Below are 20,104 nucleotides of genomic sequence, written 5' to 3'. Positions count from 1 at the left end.
CAAGGGTGCACGACCCGGGATCTCCTGTCAACAGACGTGAGTCGACCCGACTCAACTTACCTTCTCCTTATGTGCGCACCCATGGCATCCGCGCAGGTCAGTGACCCTCCCGTGACGACGGCCGGACCGGCTGCACCGGCTGCACCGGCTGATCGGTGCGCAGCGCCGCCAGCAGCGGGCGGGCGGCGGCCCCGGCCGGCAGCGTACGGAAGGCGAGCGCGCCGTCCGGCACCTTGCGCAGGCTCCCGGCCAGCTCGTACAGCGCGGGCAGCGACCCGAGGCCGGGGTCGGCGGTGAGCGAGGAGGTCGCGGTGTCCACCAGACCGAAGAACCTGGCCGGGTGGCGCAGTGTTCCCCCGCCCCGGGCCCGGCCGGCCAGCGTGCGCAGCAGGGCGCGGCGCCGCCGCCCGGCGGTCGCCTCGCTCCCGGACATCGCCTCGACCCGGTCGAACCCGGCGGAATCCACCACGAGATGGTGGTCGACACGGATGCCGCTGAAGCGCTCGAAGGCCAGGATCGCGCAGGCCGCGCCGCCGCCGCGGAAGGCCAGCCGGAAGGGCTCGTACGCGGCCGGGCTGGTGCCGCCGCCGGGCCGCGGGCAGGCCGGGACGGCGAGCTTCATGGCACCGGGTACGGCGACGGCCGCGGCGCGGCGGCGGTCCGCGGACAGGTGGAGGAGGACGGCGGCGGCCTCGTCGGGGGCGGCTTCACCGAACGCGCCGTATCCGCCGCCGAGAGGGCCACCCTGGTGACGGTTCCCGTTGGAGGAAGCTCCACCCGACCCCAGCACCAGGATGTTGCGCGCCCGCGGCACCAGGGCACGCGGGCGGTCCTTCTCGTACCGGGCGAGCACCCGCTCCGCGACCCGGTCGGTACGGATGTTGCCGCTGAACTTCCGGTAGGACGCCCAGCCCAGACCCCCCGTCACCACCAGGACGACCCCGGCGCCGATCGCCACCCAGCGCAGCACGGCGCGCATCCCGCCTCCTCCGTCCTCGTCCCGCCACGGTTCGTTCGGCCGACATCCGACATCCGGGCATCCGACATCGCCCGTCCCAAACGATGTCGCTTTTGCCATATTTGTCACAATCAGGGCTAATTTAAGCGCCATGGCTGTCACCGAAGACCACGAAGACCACGAAGCCCGCCCCGGCACCGGGGACCGTCAGCACGTCGTCGTCGTGGGCCAGGGCCACGTCGGACTGCCGCTCGCCCTGCGGGCCGCCGAGGCCGGCTTCACCGTCACCGGGATCGACACCGACGAGCAGCGCGTCAAACGGCTGACGGCCGGCGAGGCCGGCGGTGTCGGCGACGTCCCGGCCGAACGGCTGACCGCCGCCCTCACCTCCGGCCGCTACCTGCCCACCACGGACTACGCCGACGCCGCCGGCTTCGACATCTGCGTCATCACCGTGCCCGTCCCGGTCCGTGACGGCGTCCCCGACCGCGGCCCGATCGAGGCCGCGGGCCGGGCGATCGCGCCCCACCTGCGCCCGCGCGCCACGGTGATCCTGGAGTCCACCACCGCCCCCGGCACCACCGAGGACCTGCTGCGGCCGGTCCTGGAGGAGGGCAGCGGCCTGACCGCGGGCAGCGCCTTCCACCTCGGCTACAGCCCCGAGCGCACCGACCCGGGCAACACCAGGTGGCGGCTGGAGAACACCCCCAAGGTCGTCTCCGGCGTCAACGTCCGCTCCCTGCTGGCCGTGGACGGCTTCTACGCCAGAATCGTGCGCAATACGGTGCCGGTTTCCTCGCCGCGCACCGCCGAGCTGACCAAATTGATCGAGGACACCTTCCGTCAGGTCAACATCGCGCTGGTCAACGAGCTGGCGACCGTCACCGGACCGCTCGGGGCCGACGTCCACGAGGCGATCGAGGCGGCGGCCACCAAGCCGTACGGCTTCCTGCCCTTCCACCCCGGCCCCGGCGTCGGCGGCCACCGGCTGCCCGTCCCGCACGGCCTGCTGCGGTTCGCCGCCCTCGCCCAGGAGGTCAACGACGCGATGCCGGAGCGGGTCGTGGACCGGATCGCGGCGGGCCTGGACGTACGGGAGAAGGCGCTCGCCGGGGCGCGCGTCCTGCTGCTCGGCCTCGCGTACAAGCGGAACAGCGGTGACCTGCGCGAATCGCCCGCCCTCGCCGTCGCGGCCCTGCTCGCCGCACGCGGCGCGCGGGTGCACGCGGTCGAGCCGTACGCCGATCCGGCCCGGCTGCCCGCGGACGTGCTGTGCGTGGAGCTGACCGAGCAGGAGGCCGCGGCGGCGGACGTCGTGGTGGTGACGACCGACCACGACACGTTCGACTACACGATGGTGGCGCGGGCGGCGACGTACGTCTTCGACACCCGCGACCGGTGCCGGGGCGAGAGCGTCGAACGGCTCTAGCCGGGGGCCGGGACGCGGGTGCGCCGCGACACAGATCACGAGCCGTCCGGCTGTATGCGCCCCCGGATCCCGGGTAATCTCAGCGGAGACCGAAATAAGTTACCGCTTAGTACGACCTTGCCAGGGCCGTGCCGAGCCCCCGCCAAGAGCGCCCCACACCCTTGGCCCGACCGCCCCAACTGAACCGCCGCGCAGGCCCGAGGAGCCCACATGCAGCTCGCCGCGATCATCGTGTCGCTGGTCCTCACCGCGGTCGGCGTCGCCCTGATCAGCCTCGCCGTCGCGCAGATCTTCCGGTTCGTCACCCTCGGCCAGCCCGTCCCCGAGGGCTCCCGCACCAACGACCCGGTGGCCAGGACCACGACCCTCGCCAGGGAATTCGTCGGTCACACCCGGATGAACAAATGGGGCGTCGTCGGCGTCGCGCACTGGTTCGTGGCGGTCGGCTTCCTCACCCTCGGCCTGACGATCATCAACGCGTACGGCCAGCTCTTCAAGGCCGACTGGATCCTGCCGTGGATCGGCACCTGGCTGCCGTACGAGCTGTACACCGAGTTCATCGCGGCCCTCACCACGCTCGGCATCCTCACCCTGATCGTGATCCGGCTGCTGAACCTGCCCTCGCGGGCCGGCCGCAAGTCCCGCTTCGCCGGTTCGACGGCCTGGCAGGCGTACTTCGTCGAGTACGTCGTCCTGGTCATCGGCCTGGCGATCCTCACCCTGCGCGGCCTGGAGGGCGCCCTGCACGGCGTCGACCACTACGAGGCGGCGTACTTCGTCTCGTACCCGCTGGTCGCCGCCTTCCGGAAGATGAGCACCGGCAGCCTGCAGAACACCGTCTACGCCGTGGCCATGGTCAAGCTCGGCGTCACGATGATCTGGGCGATCGTGCTCGGCCTCAACACCACGATGAGCGTGGCCTGGCACCGCTTCCTGGCCTTCCCCAACATCTGGTTCAAGCGCAACGCCGAGGGCCCGGTCGCGCTCGGCGCGCTCCAGCCGATGACGTCGGCCGGCGTTCCCATCGACTTCGAGGACCCGGGAGAGGACGACCAGTTCGGCGTCTCCCAGGTCGAGCACTTCTCCTGGAAGGGCATCCTCGACTTCTCCACCTGCACCGAATGCGGCCGCTGCCAGTCGCAGTGCCCCGCCTGGAACACCGGCAAGCCGCTCTCCCCCAAGCTGCTGATCATGTCGCTGCGCGACCACGCGCACGCCAAGGCCCCCTATCTGCTGGCCGGCGGCGGCAAGGACGCCGAGGGCGAGGAGAAGGGCACGCCCGAGCAGCTGGCCGGCGTCCCGGCCGCGGCGCTCGCCGAGGCCGAGCGCCCGCTGATCGGCACCGCGGAGGAGAACGGTGTCATCGACCCCGACGTGCTGTGGTCCTGCACCACCTGCGGCGCCTGCGTCGAGCAGTGCCCGGTCGACATCGAGCACGTCGACCACATCGTCGACATGCGCCGCTACCAGGTGATGATCGAGTCGTCCTTCCCGTCGGAGGCGGGCACGATGCTCAAGAACCTGGAGAAGAAGGGCAATCCGTGGGGCCTACCCAAGAAGCAGCGCCTCGCGTGGGTCAAGGAGGTCGACTTCGAGGTGCCGGTCGTCGGCGAGGACGTCGAGGACCTGACCGAGGTCGAGTACCTGTACTGGGTCGGCTGCGCGGGCTCCCTGGAGGACCGCGCCAAGAAGACCACCAAGGCGTTCGCCGAGCTGCTGCACATCGCGGGCGTGAAGTTCGCGATCATGGGCGGCGACGAGAACTGCACCGGTGACTCCGCCCGCCGCCTGGGCAACGAATTCCTCTTCCAGCAGCTCGGCCAGGAGAACGTGGCCATGCTGAACATGGCCTTCGGCGAGGAGTTGGACGACGAGGGAAAGGTCGTCCCCGGGGGCCGCAAGCCCAAGGCGTCGAAGAAGATCGTCGCGACCTGCCCGCACTGCTTCAACACCATCGCCAACGAGTATCCGCAGCTCGGCGGCGAGTACGAGGTCGTCCACCACACCCAGCTGCTCCAGCACCTGGTGGACGAGGGCAAGCTCGTGCCCGTCACCCCGGTCGAGGGCCTGATCACGTACCACGACCCCTGCTACCTGGGCCGGCACAACAAGGTCTACACACCGCCGCGCGAGATCATCGCCTCCGTCCCGGGTCTGCGCAACGAGGAGATGCACCGCCACAAGGAGCGCGGCTTCTGCTGCGGCGCCGGCGGCGCCCGGATGTGGATGGAGGAGCGGATCGGCAAGCGCATCAACAACGAGCGCGTCGACGAGGCCCTCTCCCTCAACCCGGACATCGTCTCCACCGCCTGCCCGTTCTGCCTGGTCATGCTCTCCGACTCGGTCAACGGCAAGAAGAACGAGGGCGCGGCGAAGGAGTCGCTCCAGGTGGTGGACGTCTCGCAGCTGCTGCTGCAGTCGGTGAAGACGCCGCTGGAGGCAGCGGAGCAGGGTGAGGAAGCGGCGGCGGGCAGCGCTTCCTGATCCTGTGCGGAAGCTTCTTCCGGGCCCCTGAGGGGCTTCCCTTACGGGTCCGCCGCCACGTGTCACAGGTTGGCAGCAAAGGACGGCGGCGGACCCGGCCGTGGGCGCGGCGCGACCGCGGAACGGGTACGTTCGAATACGTGGCTGGATTCAGGAATCGACACGGTGAGAGCGGCGGCCGGGGCGGCGGGAACGGCCAGGGGCCGTACGGAGCGCCCGGCGCGGCCGGATCGTACGGTCCGCCGCGCGCCGGGGAGCCGGAGTATCCGGAGTATTACGCTCCCGGCCCGGGTGGGTACGGCAACGGCGGCGGTCACGACGACGCGCCCGGCCAGACGCGGCAGTTCACGATGGGCGTGCCGGAGCCGCTGGCGTACGACGCGGGGCAGCAGGGCGGCGATCCGTACGGCGGACACGGTGGTCACGGCGGGCAGCAGCCGTACTCCGGACAGCCGTACCCCGGTCAGCCGCAGTACAGCCAGGACAATGTCGCGACCTACCGCGCCGGCCAGTCCGCGACGCCGCCCGTCGGCCCGCGGCTGCACTGGAAGCAGCTGCTGAGCGGCATCGTGCTGCGCCCCGGCCGGACCTTCTGGCAGATGCGCGACCACACGGTGTGGGGCCCCGCCCTGACCGTCACCTTCCTCTACGGGCTGCTCGCCGTCTTCGGCTTCGACGCGGCCCGCAGCGACGTCCTGGACGCGACGCTGTCCACCAGCATCCCCTGGGTGCTCACCACGGCCGTCGCCGTCGTGATCTCCGCCGTCACCCTGGGCGCGGTCACCAACACCCTGGCCCGGCAGTTCGGCGGTGACGGCGCCTGGGCGCCGACCATCGGCCTCGCCCTGCTGATCACGACCCTCACCGACGTCCCGCGCCTGTTCTTCGCCCTCTTCCTGGGCGGCGGCAACGGCTTCGTCCAACTCCTGGGCTGGATCACCTGGCTGGCCTGCGCGGCGCTGCTGACGTCCATGGTGAGCAAGTCCCACGACCTGCCGTGGCCGAAGGCGCTCGGCGCCGCGTCGATCCAACTGATCGCGCTGCTGTGCCTGTTCAAGCTCCCGCTGATCTGAAGCTGAGCCCGGACCTAGACCTTGGTCCGGTGGAAGTTGAGGTAGGAGCGGGACGGCGTGGGCCCGCGCTGCCCCTGGTAGCGGGAGCCGTACTGCTGCGACCCGTACGGGAATTCGGCGGGTGACGAGAGCCGGAACAGGCACAGCTGCCCGATCTTCATGCCCGGCCACAGCTTGATCGGCAACGTCGCCACGTTGGACAGCTCCAGCGTGACGTGCCCGGAGAACCCCGGGTCGATGAAGCCGGCCGTCGAGTGCGTCAGCAGCCCCAGCCGCCCCAGACTCGACTTCCCCTCCAGCCGCGACGCCATGTCGTCCGGCAACGTGATGACCTCGTACGTCGACCCGAGCACGAACTCCCCCGGGTGCAGGATGAACGGCTCATCCCCCTCCGGCTCCACCAGCCGGGTCAGATCGGGCTGCTCGACCGCCGGATCGATGTGCGGGTACTTGTGGTTCTCGAACACCCTGAAGAACCGGTCGAGCCGTACGTCAATACTCGACGGCTGCACCATCGACGGCTCGAACGGATCCACGCGCACGCGTCCGTTGTCGATCTCGGTCCGGATGTCCTTGTCAGAGAGAAGCACGCCACGAGGTTAACGCCCTCCCGAGGCGGCCCCGAACTCCCCCGCCGGAGCCGCCGCCCCCACCACCCGCGCTACCGCTTCTCCACGCCCCCCGACACCGGCACGGCATGCCTCAGCCGCGCACACTTGGGACACCGCAACAACCTCCCGGGCCCCAACCGCTCGGCCCCCAGATGCTGCATCGGGAACGAAGCCGTACTGAACACATGCCCCTCGGCACAACGAACAACGGTGCGCTCCATCAAGTCCCTTCCCCAACCTACGGCGTGGACGACAAACCCACACATTAGGGGAAGAACCCACCCCGCACCCACCCACCACACCGCCCCAACCTACGCCCCCACCCCCGCCTCCCCATGCGGTAGAGTGTCCCCAGACGTCACCCTCCGGGGTGCCCTCAAGCGGATGTAGTTTAATGGTAGAACATGAGCTTCCCAAGCTCAGAGCGCGGGTTCGATTCCCGTCATCCGCTCTTTGAATTGAGCCCCAGGTTCTTTGCCTGGGGCTCAATTTTTTTCCAGCCCAATTACCGGTTGCACTCGCTGTTCCCGTGTCCCGAAGTATTCATCGACGCCGTCAGCAGCGACGACCGCCCACACCAGTTTGCCGACGCCAGCACGCTCGCTCACGCCCCAGCAGCCGCCCGTGATGGAGTCGACCAGCGCGAGGCCACGTCCGGACTCCTCCTCGGGCGACGGCTCGGGCACTGCCTTCCAGGAGGAGGCATCCGCGTCATGCACTTCGATCCGTACGCCGCCGGCCAACCGCTCGTACCGGGTCTCGACCAGCCGGTCGCGCGGCGCCTTCACGTGACGCACAGCATTTGTGAAGAGCTCCGAGACGACGATCTCCGCGGAATCGGCAAGCGACGCCAGTTCCCATTCGCCGAGCAGCCGTCGTAATTCATGCCGGGCAGGTCCGACGCATCGGGCTGCGCGCGTCCATCTCCGCACCGACACGGACGCCTGGCCGTCATTCTCCGTACGCACGATCGTGGTCTCCCCACTGAGTTGCACCTGACGTGTCCTGGGGAAGACCAAACCGCGCGGCACTGGGCGCGAACCACACGTCATGCACATGGAGCAGCAGTCCATGCACATCGTGCATGCGCGCCGAATTCCAGCGCGACTTCAGCCGCGTGGGTTCACTTCTGGCGCGAGCAACTCCAGCGCCTCCTCCCACCGGAAGGTGTCGGCGCCGCCGCCCGACTTCGGTGGGTGCGGCTCCAGGCCGCTGATCAGGACCCCCATATCGCGAAGCCGCGCCAGGCTCGCCTCGTACGCCGGGTGCGCGGCCATCGCGCTGTTCACGTACGGGAGCACCGCCGTCGGGATGCCGAGCCCGTGCGCCTCGCACAAGATGCCCAGCGCCAGCGTGTCCGCGATTCCGGCAGCCCACTTGTTGACCGTGTTGAACGTCGCTGGCGCCACCGCGATGGCGTCCGCCGGAGGCAACGGCCGGACATCCCCGGGCTTCCGCCACGCCGAACGCACCGGGTAACCCGTCTGCGCCTCGACCGCCGCCTGGTCGATGAAGCCCAAGGCCAGAGGCGTGGCCACCACCCCCACACCCCAACCCCGCCCCTGCGCAGCCGAGACGAGGACCCCCACGTCCTTCGCGACCCCGGCCGCGCACACCACGACGTATAGAAACGGCTTCCCAGGCCCACCGCTCACGCGGACACCCCCAACTGACGGGCGAAGTGATGCAACTGCGGCAGCGTACGACGCCGGTCGCGCGCCGCCATGTCGGCCACCAGCGCGCGGACCGCCGGCCGCCCCACGTCCTGCGGCGCGCAGCTCTCGGCGATCCGCAGCGCCTGGTACCCATCGGCGAGACGTCCCTGCTGGCTGTAGGCGTGCGCGGCATCGGTCCACAAGGCGGCGCGGCGCTCGGGGACGGGAATGTGCCGGCGCATGAGCGGACGTGCGGCGTCGAGGGCCAAGCCAGCGTCGCCCAGGACGACGGAGGCGTTCACGGCGTGCAGCTCGACGTTGACGCGACCGAAGTTGGACCAGGTGTCCTGTGTGCTGTCCGGCATTCTCGCCGCTACGTCACGAGCCTCGGTGAGGAAGTCGCGGACGGAATTCCGGCTTCCGGCCAGTGCGGAGGCCGTCACTCCCCGAAGGAGAAGCATTCCGAGGACCGCGAGATGACGCGAGGACTTGAGGTCGTACGCGCCTGACATCTGGTCCACGACGTGCCGGATGAGGGTCACCGCCTGAGCGGCATGGTTCTCCCGCGCCAGCAGGTGCGCGTGCACGCGGACGCTGGAGGCGACGACGACCGGGTCGCCGGACCGTTCGGCTTCGCCCATCGCGCGGCCGACAGCGAGCCACGCGTGTCCATGATCACCGTGTTTGAGCAGCAGACTCGCCGAGGTCTGGTACGCCGCGGCAAGCAGGCCGGCCGCGTCGCAGGACGTGCCCGCAACTTGGCGGAGGTCGGCGATCAGAGCGGGGAGTTCGAGCTCCAACCGGGCGTAGTCGCAGGAGGTGAACAACGCGCGCAGCCTGCTCATCCTGATCTCCAGCCGACGTAGATCTTCCTCGCCAGTACCCGCAGCGGAGTCGGCGCCCGGAAGCAGCGACCGTACGAGTTCACCGGTCGGGCGGGTCGGCTGAGCAGAGGGCCCTACGAGCGGGACGACGCCTGCGGCTAGGAAGGTGCGACGGTGCATGTCCTCTGGTGTATCCCGTTCCGGACGGTCGGCAGTGGGCGGGGGCGCCAGCCCAAGGGTGTGGAGAGGGACGCGGAGCTCGTCAGCCACCGCACGCAGCACGCGTAAGTCCTGTGTGCCCCTGCCCTGTTCAAGTCGGCTGACCTTGGACTGGTGGTAGCCCAACGCGGCCGCCACCTCGGTCTGGGAGCGACGGGCGAGGACCCGCGCCCGCCGAAAGATCTCCCCGATCCTTTTTGCCTCGTCCTGCTCCGCAGCCATACGCGCCGGCTCCTTCCGCCGTCGCCGATCCTGCCCCGGCCTTCCAGGCTAGAAGCCCTTCCGCCGTACGTCATGCGGAGTCTGCATAACCCATGCGGCACCCGCGGACGGAGCGGGGCAACCCATGATTCCGGCGCTTTCGTGGTGGAGAGCAGCCGCGAGGAGGCCCAGCATGAGACACGCCAGCCCCAGGGACACCGTCCCGGACAACACCGCACCACCGGCCGAGGTGATCGCCATCCGGCCCGGACGGCCGCTCGAAGGAACCGTGATCGTCGATGGCTCGAAGAACGCGGCTCTTCCGCTTCTCTCCGCCGCGGCGGTCGTCGGCGCGCCCGTACGCGTGACCAACATCCCGGACAGCACGGATGTCCACACCATGCTCGGGCTGCTGGTCGGAGCCGGTTTCGATGTCGTGCACATCCCGGGTGAGGCGGGGTCCATGGTGATCACGCCTAGTCGTAGGCATCGCATCGAAGCCGAACTCCTCACCGCGGCGAGCACGATCCGCGCCTCGTACTACCTGGCGCCGGCACTCCTCGGACGGTTCGGAAGGGCCCGTCTGCCGTGGCCGGGCGGTTGCCGGATCGGCGACCGCGGCATGGAGCAGCACTTCCGCGTGTACGAGGCATTCGGTGACCGCTGCTCGACGCACCGGTACGGATACGAGATCCAAAGGTCGCGGGCGGAGCAGGGAACGGTGAGCGTCGCCCTGCCGTTCCGGTCCCGAGGAGCCACGATCGTGGCGATCCTCCGTGCTGTCGTCTCCCGACAGGAGTTACGGCTGAGTACGCCGAACCTGTCACCGGAGACTCTCGGCGTGGTCGGAGCTCTCGAATCGATCGGCTGGGTGAAAGCCGTTGAGCGTGACCTCCTGGTACTCACACCGCCAACCGAGACTGCGACCGTCCACGACCTGACCTGGACCGTGCCAGGCGACAAGGTCGAGGCCGGCACCCTCGCCTGCGCGGTCGCGGCCACGCGGGGAACGGCGCGCATCGAGGGCGTGCGCGCCGGGGACCTCGCCCCGGCCCTGGAGCATCTGCGCCGGACGGGAGTCGTCGTCACGGAGCACGTGAACGGCATCGAAATCGACGCGCGGCACATCGCGCGTGATGAACTCCCGATCCACGCTTCGGCTTCGCTCTCCCCGAGCGGACTCGACGCCGACTTCGAGCCTTCGCTCCTGGCATTCGCCCTCGGAATCCCGGGCCATCACGCGTTCGCGGACACGATCAACCCCGGCCGCCACGCGAATCTCATCCCTCAACTGCGCTGTATGGGAGCGGAGATCGAGGAGGTGTCACCCACGCAGTGCCGGTTCGCCGGGCCGCAGCGGCTGACCGGTGCCGGAGTGGAGACCACCGACATCCGTACAGGCGCCGCACTCCTCATCGCGGGGTTGACCGCCCAGGGCATCACGACGCTGGGCGGTCTGGAACAGCTCCGCCGGGGCCACGCCGATCTGCCGGGCAAACTCCGAGCCCTCGGGGCGGACATCTGCGAGGTCACACCGTGAGATCGGACCTCCAACAGATCCTCGCCACAACCGACTTCCACTCCTCCTTCGACAACGCCGTGCCATTGATGACCCACTTATCGGCTGTCCGACCCAACACCCTCATCGCGGACTGCGGCGACTTCTTCGAGGGCACGGGCTACTACCGCCTCGGCCGCGGCGTCCTCGAACGAGACATGTTGCTCGCCCTGTACGACGTCGTCGCTCCTGGCAACCACGGATGGCCGCACTACCTCGAATCCGAGCTGCACCGCATCACCGTCTGCGCCAACGCGTACGGCCGCGACGGTCGTCGGCTCTTCCGGCCGGTCGACGTACGGAGCATCGCCGGGCGGACGGTCGCGGTCACGGGCATCATCGGCGTCCAGGCGTTCAACGCCGTCCCGTACGGGCAGCGCGTCGGGCAGCGGGTGACCGACCCGGCTCTGGCGCTGCGTGAATTGAAGCGTGCCTATGGCCAGGTGGACGCATGGGTGGTCCTCAGCCACTCCGGTTTCGAGGAGGATCTGCGGCTCGCCGAAGCCTGCCCTTTCCTCGACATCGTCTTCGCCGGCCACTGCCACAGTGACGCGTACGGACCCGTTCGGATCGGCGGCGTGCAGGTACTCAAGGGCTACGAGCAAGGTGCCGGGTTCGCGCAGGCGCGTCCGTCCGAGAGCGGCTGGGAAGCCGGAGCAGCCCGCTTCGCCGATGCTTCATCGCTGTCTCTCCCAAACACCTTGGAAGCGGTGCGCGCACGGATCACCGCGATCGCCCGCGATCTTCGGGAGCCGATCGACAAGGTGAGGGCGCCGTACCGCCACACCGTCCTGGACAGACGGCTGCTACTTGAGGACATCGCCACGACCGTGTACTCGGAGACCTCCAGCGCCGTTCTTCTCAATGAGACCGCACTACGCGCCGTGCAGCTTCACGGGACGCTGACGCGAGGCGATGTCCTCGCCGTCGAGCCCTTCGGCAACCAGCTCGTAAGCGTCAATTGCCCGGAAAGGACAGCGACATCTCTGGTGTCCGATCTCTCGGCACTCGCGGGTCCGATGGTGGTGGTGCCGTCCCCGTTGCCGTCGCCCCTCAATGCGTTCATCACCACCGACTACCTCGCCGGGGCTTTGCACCTTCCAGCTGTACCGACCGGCCGTTCCCTCGCGCAGTCCGTCCAGCAGGCTCTCACCGGAGGTACCCGTTGATCCTCACCGGCCCCGAAATCACGGCGGCGGCCGACGACGGCCGCTTACGCATCACCCCGTTCGACCAGTCCCAGGTCAATCCGAACAGCTACAACGTCCGTCTCGGCCCGACGCTTCTCGTCTACACCGGCGGCGTTCTGGACGCGCGCTTCCGCAACCCCACTGCGCAGGTCGACATCGGCCCGGAGGGGTACGTGCTGCAACCGGGCCAGCTCTATCTCGGTCACACCGTGGAGCATGTCGGCTCGGACACCTTCGTTCCGCTACTCTTCGGACGGTCGTCCGTCGGCCGCCTCGGCCTCTTCGTCGAGATCACCGCCCCCATCGGTGACATCGGTTTCCATGGGCAGTGGACGCTGATGCTGTCCCCGATCCGCCCGCTACGGGTCTACGCCGAGATGAAGATCGGGCAGATCATGTTCTTCGTCTCGGTCGGCCCGATCGCGCCCTACACCGGCAAGTACCAGGCAGCCAACGGTCCGAGGGCCTCCGCCTCCTGGCGTGACGACCGCCGTCCTGTGCCGGTGGTGGCGTCGTGATCCTCACCGGCCCCGCCATCGCAGCTGCCCGTGCGGCCGGCGAGATCAGCATCGAGCCGTACGCCCCCGGCCGCGTCTCCCCGAACGCCTACGACTGGCGGCTCGGCGAGACGCTGTACGTCTGCGACGGCCAGCTCGACGCCGCACGACCCACGACGGCCGCCGAACTCGCCATTCCCTCCGACAGATTCGTACTGCGACCCGGCGTGCTCTACCTCGGCAGCACCTACGAGAAGACCAGCTCCGAGCGGTACGTCCAACTCCTCAACGGTTCACGCACCATCGGAGCGCTCGGGATCTGGGTCCATGTCTCCGCGCCCCTCGGGCACCAAGGCCACGCGATTCACTGGACGCTGGAGATCCGAGCCGCCGTCGGGGTGCGGATCTATCCACGGATGACCTTCGGCAAGCTGACCTTCCTACACCCCTTCGGAGCTGCCGCGAGCTACCAGAGCCACGGCCTGAAGTACGCCACCAGCACAGGCGTTGAAGCCTCCCGGCTGTACGAGGAGCTGACGTGAACGCTTCCGTCGCCACCGCGCTCGACCTGCCGTATCCCAGCCCCGGCGGGAGCGTCGAGCTCTTCCTCGACCTCTATACCGGGCACCGTCCCCTGATTCCGGCGCGAGCATTTATGCTGGCGGCCGGGTCCGGGGACGCATCGCTCCCGCAAGGACTGGGGAGCCTGAACGTATCCGGCAAGTGCCTCGAAGGACCTGGCTTTCCCCCGTACGTCCGGGCTCTGGGCCGCGCGATCGAAGACGCCGTCAATCCCGCGGACATCAGTACGCTCCACCTTCACCACCTTGCCTTCGGCGCCTCGCCGGCCCTGCTTGCCGCGCTGCCGAAGGCTCGGCGCATAGCCCTGGTCCACGGCACGGACCTCCTTTACGCGGAGATGTACGCCGACCAACGCGCGGTTCTCCGGCACTGTGCCGATGCGGCGGACGTGATCGTGATTCCGACGATGGCGATGGTCGACCGGCTGCTTGCTCTCGCCCCGCCCGCCCGGCCAAAGATCGAACACATCCCGTGGGGTGTCCCGGATGCTCTCCTCGCCACGCCGCCGGAGCCATCGCGAACGCCTCGTGCGAGCCATTTACGCCTGCTCTACGCGGGGCGCCTCACGCCGGAGAAGGGCGTGGAGAACCTGCTCCATGCTCTCGTCGTGATCCCCGACGTCGAACTGAGCGTTGCGGCACCACCCTCGCAGTTCAGCGCCTTGGCGCCGCTCCTCCACGAGCTCGGCGCGCACGTCACCTACCTCGGCTGGCTCCGCCGTCCCCAACTGTGGACAACCTTTCGCGACTACGACGCCTTGGTCATGCCCTCCTCCACGCTCGAAGCGATGGGCCTCGTCGCGCTGGAGGCCCAAGCCTGCGGCCTTCCCGTCATCTACCAGCCCGTGCCCGGCCTCAACGAGTCGCTGGCGACATCAGGGCTGGCCACCGACTTCACGAATCCGACCGCACTCGCCCGCGACATCAACCGGCTCCGTACGACCCCGGGCATGCTCGACGCCTTACGCGAAGCCGGCTCCGCGAACGTCGCCCGCTACCCCCTGAGCACGACCGCTTCCGCCCTGACCGCCCTCAGCGACCAGCTCGGCTGACCACCACCGCCGTGGCGCATCATCCGCCAACGACCGCCTCACTACTCTGGCCGGAGGGAAACCACCGGCACTCGACGGGGAGACCATGACGCTCGACACCGGCCGCATCCACCAACTCCTGGACGACGGCGTACGCGACAAGGTCTACCCGGGAGCCGTCTGGGCCGTCGGTGACCCAAACGGCACTACGGCAAGCGGAGCCGTCGGGCTTCTCGACCCCGCCGAACCGGACCAGCCGATGCGGCTCGACACGGTCTTCGACATCGCCAGCCTCACGAAGATCCTCGCCGTCTGGTCCACCACCGGCATCCTCGTCGAGAGCGGCAAGCTCCAACTCGACGCCCCACTCGGCACCTTCTGGCCCGAGGTCGTCGGCCACCCTCTCGGCGACGCCACCGCCCACCACCTGCTCACTCACACCGCGGGTCTTCCCCTGCGCGCCAACCTGCGCAACCTCTACGGGACCGACCCGCAGGACATTCGCGACGGCGTCCTCCACGAGGCCCTCCACCGCCCGCCCGGCGAGGCCGTGGAATACACCGACCGCGCCGCCCTCGTCCTCGGCTACCTCGCCGAATACCTCAGCGGCCAGCCCCTGGACCAGCTCGCGACCACCCAGGTCTGGCAACCGCTGGGCATGACCGAGACCACCTTCGGCCCGCTCACCCCCGAAAACGTCGCCCGCAGCGCCCCCACCGAACTGGACGACGGAACTGGCCGCCACCTCAAGGGCACCGCCCACGACTTCTCCGCCCGCCTCCTCGGCGGCACCTGCGGCATCGCCGGCGTCTTCTCCACGGCGGCCGACCTCTCCGCCTTCGCCCGCCACATGCTCAACCCCACCGAGGCCGCCTTCGGCCCCACCTGGACCAAAGACTCCCTCCGCCTCCACACCGGCACCCTCACCCCGCCCCGTGGCCTCTTCTGGCACCCCGCCCCCGGCACCACCCCCACCGACGACACCTGGGTCCACTACGGCTTCACGGGCACCGCTCTTTGGATCTCCCCCACCCACCACCGCTGGGCCACCCTCCTCACCAACAAGCTCTACTACACGCGTGACCACGCCTCCCTCACGGACATCCGCAACGGCTTCCGCTCCCGAGCATTCGGTAGGCCATAGGCGCTCGATGCTCCCCCACAGGATCAGGGCGGCTCGCTGACGCTCGCCGCTGGGGACGCCGCCCCTGTCTCCGCCCCGCCAGTCGCGCGTTTACAGCGACCCACACGGACACGGTTCGCCGACACGCGGATCGGCACTCACCAGTCGCGCAACACCTCTGCGGAGCACGTCGCGGACGGTTCAGAAGCCCTCAGTACGACAGTGCCCGACGTCTGTGGGTCCCGAACGGAACAACTTGTTCCACGCGAAGGTTCCGGTGGACTTCGTACACCAGGTATTCGAGGTGATCGCCGAGGCGCCTCAGAACACCTACCAGTTGCTGACGAAGCGGGCACGATGGCTTCGACGAGTGGCGGATCAACTCGACTGGCCCTCCAGTCAGCGCCTCGGTCAAGAACGCGACCGAGTCGACGACCTGCGGCAGATACCCGCCGCGATTCGCTTCTTGTCGACCGAGCCGCTACTCGGGCCGCTGAGCGAATTGCGCTTCGACGGTATCGGCTGGGGCATCGCCGGCGGCGAGTCTGGACCCGGCCACGGACCTGTGCGCGAGGAATGGCTCACAGAGATCCGCGACGTCTGCTACGACTCCGACAGCTCCGGTGTGAACGTCCCGGTCAGCAGCCCCATCCGAACCGGTCCGGGAATTTGTCCCCGGCTATGCGATCACGTGCCACAAGGGCGAGACCCTACGCCATCAAAATCGGCCAACGGCAGCGACGCTGGGCACAGAACCAGCTCGATCGATCTGTGGGCGGAGCTCAGGCCGTCGGGCTCGTGAGCTCGCGGACGCGGTCGCCGTAAAAGCCCTGCTTGTCCGCGTCCATGACTCGCTCAAAGTACTCCCGGGCGCGTCGCCGATCACCGACCATGAAGTAGTACTTCCCGAGCTCGAAGAGGCTGAACAGGTCGAAGGCGTCAAGCGCCAGGGCCTGGTTGTAGAAGCTGAGAGCGAAGCGGTCGTTCCCGTTGAGGGCGTGCGCCCATCCGAGTTTGGAGTAGACGACGACGGCATCCGGCCGCTCCGCTCGAACAGTCTCGAGCAACTGGATCGCGCGCCCGTAATCGCCATCAAGTCCCGCCGCGACGGCGAGCCGGAACCGCGAGTACGGCCGGTTGATGGCGTCCACAAGGCGCTCGTAGATCGCCACCGCGTCGCCGTACCGCTGGAGGCTGGTGTACAGCTGACCGAGTCGCTCGAGCACGTCGCGTCGCTGCTGACCCTCGACCGGGTAGCCACGATCGAAGGCAACGAGCAGCTGCTCGTACGCTTCGGCCGCTTTGCGGTCGTATCCCAGTCGCATACAGATGCCGCCGAGCATCCGCAGGTACTGAGGATGGCCGTCGCTCCGATCGACAGCGGCCTCCGCCGCCTCCAGGGCACCTTGAGCGTCGCCCTCGGCGAGCCGCTGCTTGGCCAGTTCGAGGTAGTAGAGCGGACTCGACGAGGGCGGCTGGAAGCCGAGCTGGCTGGGCTCCGAGCGAGCCGGCATGGCTGCCGTCACCGCCTCAGCGCGCAACCGGTCAAGGCATGCCTGCACGGCGGCGCGCATCGACCCGCAGTTCTGAAAACGGTTCTCGGGCCGCCACGCCATCGCGCGAAGGATTACGTCCTCGAGATCGGCAGGCACATCGCGGTTGATCTCACGAGGCTTGGCGATCTGCACGCCGGTCAGCAGCTGATGCGGGCTCGAGTAGGGCAACCGTCCCGTGGCCATCTCGTAGAGGAGAACGCCGATCGAGTAGATGTCGCTGACGTTCCGGGCGCGCTTCCCCTCGAGCGCCACCTCTGGGGCCATGTACGCCTCCGTGCCCTGGCGCTTGGTCCAAACCCACACATCCTCGAGCCGGCGGCTCGACCCGAAGTCGGTGATCTTCGCTGCCCCGGACGCCTTGTCGACGAGGATGTTCTGCGGCTTCAGGTCGTTGTGCGAGATGTTCGCGGCGTGGACGGCAGCAAGACCGTCGAGGATCTGCATCGTCCACTCCAGCATCTGTTCGAAGGTGAGCGGCGCCCGCGTACTGACGCTGTCGAGGACCTTCGCCAGGTCGTAGCCATCGACGAACTCCATCTCGATCACGAAGAGCTCGCTGATGTTGTGGAAACCGTGGACTCGAACGATGTTCGGGTGACGGATTTCCCTGATGATGTCTGACTCCTTGCGAAGCACCTCCTCGCCCTTCTCCTGGTCTTTCGGAATCTTGATCGCGACCGTGGCACCATCCTTCAGTCTCCGCGCCTGCCACACCTCGCCGAAGCTCCCTTTGCCGAGCTCGGCTAGCAAGCGAAACCGATCGCCCAGCTCCTCGCTGGGTTCGCCGCGGAACACGATCAGCGCCATGACTACGCCCTCCCCAAGGCGAGCCGCTCGTTGCGCTCGTCGCGCAGGAACTCGCCGAACACGAGACGTTCGGAATCGGGAGCGGGGCGCATCACGCACTTGATGATCATCAACGGTGTCCGTGCCGGGTCCACGTCACTGCCACGACGCCTGAACCCTTCGCGGTAGGTTGCAATTATGGCGTCCATGCTGCGCGGAGCCGAGCCGCTGCGCACCCAGTAGATCAGGACACACAGCTTCAAGCTCGGGGACGTGGTCGACGCGATCGCTAGGTTCTCGACCTTGCCCCTCAGCTTCCCCTCGTCACCGCGCTCGAACCTCTCGAATTCGAACGCGAGCGAGGCTTCGCCCGAGTGCTTCTCGAACCACACGGAGTCCGCGCGCACGTCTCCGAGGCCGTTGTCGCGGGCCCACCAGATCGGGCACTCCGCCACGGCGGAGTAGCCCTGCGACTGCCCCGCGGTGGCCAGGACCGTGAGGAAGTGCGAGTGCACTGTGAGCCCGATGTCCGGGATCCCCGAGAGCAGCATCGGGAAGTGCTCGACCATCAGTTGGCGGTTGGTGAGCCCTTCGAACACCAGGTCCGCCGGTGATGTCCAGCGGTCACCCATCATCCTCCCGGCCTCCCCCAGCGCTCGCACACGCGCGGTGACTCACCGCCGTGGACGAGCGCCTTGGTGCCGACTTTCACGACGAGCGGCGCGATGATCGCCCGTCCGCAGATCAGCGCCTCACCGGTCGACAGCGTCGGGAGCTCTGCCAGGTCCGCTGCAGAGAAGTAGTCGGAGGTCTTCTGGATGAACCGCTGGTCGTCCGGGTTCTTGATGCGCATCGCGACGATAGTGTTGCACTGACTCGTCACGTCGGAGTCGAGCTTGCTCGGACGCTGGCTGACGATGGCGAAGCCCACGCCGAACTTCCGGCCCTCGGCCGCGATGCGCTTGATGATGTTCTTCGAGATCGCAGCCTCGCCGGCGGGCGCGAAGTTGTGCCCCTCCTCGTAGACAATGAACACCGGTCGGGTCGGGCGCTGCTTGTCGGCCGCCGCCTTCATCAGCTCACTCGAGATGAGCGCGACGATGACCTGCCGCGCCGTGTTCGAGAGCCCTTGGAGGTCGATGATGCAGAGCCGTCCGGCCTCGGCATTGTCGTCGCCGACCATCTCATAGACGTCGAACGGCTCACCGGCAGCGCGCGAGTAGAAGCTCTGCGCCTCGTTGATCATGCGCCGAAGGCGGATGGCAGCGATGTTGGCGCTCCCTCCGCGGAGCGCGTTGGCCTCGCCCTGGCTGCCGGACTCCGTCACCCACTCCTTCAGGCGGTCGAGATCATCGAGGACCGCGAAGAGCTCCTGGATGTCGCGAGGCTCGTCGATGTTCTCCTTCCAGTAGCGGAGCGCGACGTCGAGCACGCGCTGCTGCGGCTCCGTCAGTCCAGGGAGCACACCAGAGAACTCGTCCACGTCGAAGTGGTCGAGCTGAAGAGCGAGGCGCATGTTCTTCCCCGCGTACTTCTCGTCGAAGCTCCGCAGCTGCGGCGTGTAGACCTTGATGCCGCCCCCGCGGTCCTGCAGCTGCTGGAGGGCGTCTTGGATCTCGGCGAGCTTCTGCCGGTCCCGAGGATCCTCGACCTTGTCGAGCCGGTCGTTGAAGTTGAGCTTGCCGGTTCGGAAGGCCTTGCCGTACTCGCCGTGCGGGTCGAAGACCACGACCGACGCGTTGAGCTGCGAGACCAGCCGCTCGATGACGCGCCCGACGGTGTAGCTCTTCCCCGAGCCGGTCATCGCAAGCACGGCGAGGTGCTCGGTCACCAAGGTGTTCGCGTCGAGGAAGACCGGGACGATGTTCTCGCCCTTCTCATAGCCGACGAGGTTGCCCAGATGGATGCTGGTGTCCTCTGAAAACTCGTAGAAGCTCGTGAGGAACGCGTAGTCGACTCCGTAAACCTTCGTCCCCGGCGTCAGGGGCCGTCGGGGTATCCGGATCTCGCCGGTGAACGGATCCTTGTAGCCGACCAGCTCGAGCGTCGCATACACGGTCTCGCCCGAGAGCCGCGACTGCGGCAGCAGCTCGACTTCACTGATCCCTTCGCCGAGCGCTGGGCTGAACAGGATGTTCGACCGCGAGAGCCCCACGATGCGGCCCAGCACGTCGAGCAGCGATTCCGACTCGCGCTCCTGGTGCGCGACCCGCACGAACTCCCCACGCCGCGCCGAGAAGCTCGTACGCAGCGCGATCGTCAGCTTGTTGGGTTCCCCGGTGTTGCCGACCAGCTTGCCAATGTAGTTTTCGTCGTCTCGGAACATGC

General features: G+C 68.3%; 18 protein-coding genes and 1 tRNA gene. 11 read left to right on the top strand and 8 right to left on the bottom strand.

Annotated features, from left to right (window positions below):
• Positions 1–97 precede the first annotated feature (97 nt).
• Positions 98–979: an LCP family protein gene (locus tag BM076_RS30690; protein ID WP_093717011.1), complete on the bottom strand. Its 882-nt coding sequence runs from the start codon at positions 977–979 to the stop codon at positions 98–100.
• A gap of 130 nt (positions 980–1,109) precedes the next feature.
• Between BM076_RS30690 and BM076_RS30685 the strand changes: the two genes are divergently transcribed.
• From BM076_RS30685 to BM076_RS30675, 3 genes are all read left to right on the top strand, one after another.
• Complete coding sequence (locus BM076_RS30685) at positions 1,110–2,387, top strand: nucleotide sugar dehydrogenase (RefSeq protein ID WP_093717010.1); 1,278 nt, start codon at positions 1,110–1,112, stop codon at positions 2,385–2,387.
• 210 nt (positions 2,388–2,597) lie between these two features.
• On the top strand, positions 2,598–4,871 hold the full coding sequence (locus BM076_RS30680) for a (Fe-S)-binding protein (protein WP_093717009.1): 2,274 nt from the start codon (positions 2,598–2,600) through the stop codon (positions 4,869–4,871).
• A 140-nt stretch (positions 4,872–5,011) separates the two neighbouring features.
• Positions 5,012–5,944 (top strand): Yip1 family protein, encoded by a 933-nt coding sequence (locus tag BM076_RS30675; protein WP_245796544.1) that lies wholly within the window; start codon positions 5,012–5,014, stop codon positions 5,942–5,944.
• Positions 5,945–5,958: 14 nt separating this feature from the next.
• Here the strand turns inward: BM076_RS30675 and dcd (BM076_RS30670) are convergent, their stop codons facing one another.
• A complete protein-coding gene (gene dcd / locus BM076_RS30670; protein ID WP_093717008.1) occupies positions 5,959–6,534 on the bottom strand; it encodes a dCTP deaminase in 576 nt (191 codons plus the stop codon).
• 401 nt (positions 6,535–6,935) lie between these two features.
• Between dcd (BM076_RS30670) and BM076_RS30665 the strand changes: the two genes are divergently transcribed.
• Positions 6,936–7,006, top strand: a tRNA-Gly gene (locus BM076_RS30665).
• Positions 7,007–7,040: 34 nt separating this feature from the next.
• Here the strand turns inward: BM076_RS30665 and BM076_RS30660 are convergent.
• From BM076_RS30660 to BM076_RS30650, 3 genes are all read right to left on the bottom strand, one after another.
• A complete protein-coding gene (locus tag BM076_RS30660; RefSeq protein WP_245796542.1) occupies positions 7,041–7,523 on the bottom strand; it encodes an ATP-binding protein in 483 nt (160 codons plus the stop codon).
• A gap of 141 nt (positions 7,524–7,664) precedes the next feature.
• On the bottom strand, positions 7,665–8,210 hold the full coding sequence (locus BM076_RS30655) for a flavoprotein (RefSeq protein WP_093717007.1): 546 nt from the start codon (positions 8,208–8,210) through the stop codon (positions 7,665–7,667).
• The gene (locus BM076_RS30650) at positions 8,207–9,475 is read right to left on the bottom strand and encodes a helix-turn-helix domain-containing protein (RefSeq protein ID WP_093717006.1); all 1,269 of its coding nucleotides are present in this window, start codon (positions 9,473–9,475) and stop codon (positions 8,207–8,209) included. The genes BM076_RS30655 and BM076_RS30650 overlap by 4 nt, the downstream gene beginning before the upstream one ends.
• 229 nt (positions 9,476–9,704) lie before the next feature.
• Between BM076_RS30650 and BM076_RS30645 the strand changes: the two genes are divergently transcribed.
• The 7 genes from BM076_RS30645 to BM076_RS30615 all read left to right on the top strand — a co-directional run bounded on the left by BM076_RS30645 (position 9,705) and on the right by BM076_RS30615 (position 16,236).
• On the top strand, positions 9,705–10,994 hold the full coding sequence (locus tag BM076_RS30645; RefSeq protein WP_093717067.1) for a UDP-N-acetylglucosamine 1-carboxyvinyltransferase: 1,290 nt from the start codon (positions 9,705–9,707) through the stop codon (positions 10,992–10,994).
• A complete protein-coding gene (locus BM076_RS30640) occupies positions 10,991–12,181 on the top strand; it encodes a metallophosphoesterase family protein (protein WP_093717005.1) in 1,191 nt (396 codons plus the stop codon). The genes BM076_RS30645 and BM076_RS30640 overlap by 4 nt, the downstream gene beginning before the upstream one ends.
• Positions 12,178–12,720, top strand: coding sequence for a dCTP deaminase (gene dcd / locus BM076_RS30635; RefSeq protein WP_093717004.1), 543 nt, complete (start codon positions 12,178–12,180; stop codon positions 12,718–12,720). The genes BM076_RS30640 and dcd (BM076_RS30635) overlap by 4 nt, the downstream gene beginning before the upstream one ends.
• The gene (locus tag BM076_RS30630; protein ID WP_093717003.1) at positions 12,717–13,241 is read left to right on the top strand and encodes a dCTP deaminase; all 525 of its coding nucleotides are present in this window, start codon (positions 12,717–12,719) and stop codon (positions 13,239–13,241) included. The genes dcd (BM076_RS30635) and BM076_RS30630 overlap by 4 nt, the downstream gene beginning before the upstream one ends.
• Positions 13,238–14,332, top strand: coding sequence for a glycosyltransferase family 4 protein (locus BM076_RS30625; RefSeq protein WP_093717002.1), 1,095 nt, complete (start codon positions 13,238–13,240; stop codon positions 14,330–14,332). Before BM076_RS30630 ends, BM076_RS30625 begins: the two co-directional genes overlap by 4 nt.
• Before the next feature lie 85 nt (positions 14,333–14,417).
• The gene (locus BM076_RS30620) at positions 14,418–15,455 is read left to right on the top strand and encodes a serine hydrolase domain-containing protein (RefSeq protein ID WP_093717001.1); all 1,038 of its coding nucleotides are present in this window, start codon (positions 14,418–14,420) and stop codon (positions 15,453–15,455) included.
• 49 nt (positions 15,456–15,504) lie between these two features.
• Positions 15,505–16,236, top strand: a complete 732-nt coding sequence (locus tag BM076_RS30615; RefSeq protein WP_093717000.1) for a DUF5131 family protein — start codon at positions 15,505–15,507, stop codon at positions 16,234–16,236.
• On the opposite strand, the gene BM076_RS30610 is transcribed toward BM076_RS30615, so the two are convergent.
• From BM076_RS30610 to BM076_RS30600, 3 genes are read right to left on the bottom strand one after another with little or no spacing between them, the layout of a single operon-like run.
• Positions 16,217–17,797 carry a serine/threonine-protein kinase gene (locus BM076_RS30610; protein ID WP_093716999.1) on the bottom strand — a complete coding sequence of 527 codons (1,581 nt, stop codon included), beginning with the start codon at positions 17,795–17,797 and terminating at the stop codon, positions 16,217–16,219. The two genes, BM076_RS30615 and BM076_RS30610, sit on opposite strands and share 20 nt — an antisense overlap.
• A gap of 2 nt (positions 17,798–17,799) precedes the next feature.
• Positions 17,800–18,411, bottom strand: a complete 612-nt coding sequence (locus tag BM076_RS30605; RefSeq protein ID WP_143120680.1) for a hypothetical protein — start codon at positions 18,409–18,411, stop codon at positions 17,800–17,802.
• A complete protein-coding gene (locus tag BM076_RS30600; RefSeq protein ID WP_093716997.1) occupies positions 18,408–20,102 on the bottom strand; it encodes a helicase HerA-like domain-containing protein in 1,695 nt (564 codons plus the stop codon). The genes BM076_RS30605 and BM076_RS30600 overlap by 4 nt, the downstream gene beginning before the upstream one ends.
• Positions 20,103–20,104 lie beyond the last annotated feature (2 nt).

The sequence above is a fragment of the Actinacidiphila alni genome (assembly GCF_900112845.1).
GTDB classification, from domain to species: Bacteria; Actinomycetota; Actinomycetes; order Streptomycetales; family Streptomycetaceae; genus Actinacidiphila; species Actinacidiphila alni.
This window is presented reverse-complemented; position numbering and strand designations above follow the sequence as displayed.